Below are 865 nucleotides of genomic sequence, written 5' to 3' on the forward strand. Positions count from 1 at the left end.
TGCTCAGCTTCCGAGCCGCTGCGCCGTCGGCGGCGTAGCTTCATCTGCGCGACAAAACGAATTGTTCAGGGCCGACTCAGTACCTTCACTGTCGTCTCGTCCGCGAACACAATGTCGCTATCGAGCAGGCGATCACGCATGAGGTTGATCACCGGCTGCACGGCTTCGCCTACTCGCACCACGCTCGCGGCCAGCGTATTGCGCGAGATGTCGCCTCCGAAGCGTTTGAGCAACGCGGCGATTCGATACAGCGGCAAACCGTCCATGTACTTGGAAACCACGAACCACGCCAGCGCGGCTTCGGTAAACAGCCCCTTCGGAATGACGCGCGAGCGTGCAGGCGTTACCTTCAGGCTCTCGTCACTGCGCGGGCATGCGTACTTCACACGTTCGTGGCGAAGCACGCGCACCTGTTGCGGGATGATGTCCAGTTGTTCGCTCACTTCCACGCCAATCTCGACGAGCACCGAGCCGTCGTGAGGGCACACACGCTCCGATTCCGGCAGTTCGTAGCGAACGACTTCGCGCGGCAAGGCCGGATCCAGCGGTTTGCGCCCGGGCTTCTTACGCGTGTGACCCGCCACCTGCGTTCCGGCTTCGTCTTCCTCCTGCGCCGGCAGTGTTGCCGCCGTCGGCGCCAACGCTTCGGCCTCGTTCAGGAACAAGTCGCGTTGATCGGCACTGCGCGCTTCGCTCTTCGCGCCGAACAGCCGCCGCTCGTAGGCTTTTAACTGCTCCTTGAGCAAATGTGAACGCCGGTCCAAATCCGACACTAAACGACGGCGTTCTGGAATTGAGCGTTTGAAGTGGCCGTGCTTGGAAGATGATGTTTGCGGGGTAGCGACGCTGCGGATGCCTGACGCTC

At 61.7% G+C, this 865-nt stretch carries 1 pseudogene; it reads right to left on the reverse strand.

The annotated features are described in order from the left end of the window. Positions 1-68 precede the first annotated feature (68 nt). Positions 69-794 (reverse strand): annotated as a pseudogene (locus WS69_RS03970) (transposase); the annotation flags it as partial. Positions 795-865 lie beyond the last annotated feature (71 nt).

It is taken from the genome of Burkholderia sp. BDU5, assembly GCF_001522845.1.
Lineage (GTDB): Bacteria > Pseudomonadota > Gammaproteobacteria > Burkholderiales > Burkholderiaceae > Burkholderia > Burkholderia mayonis.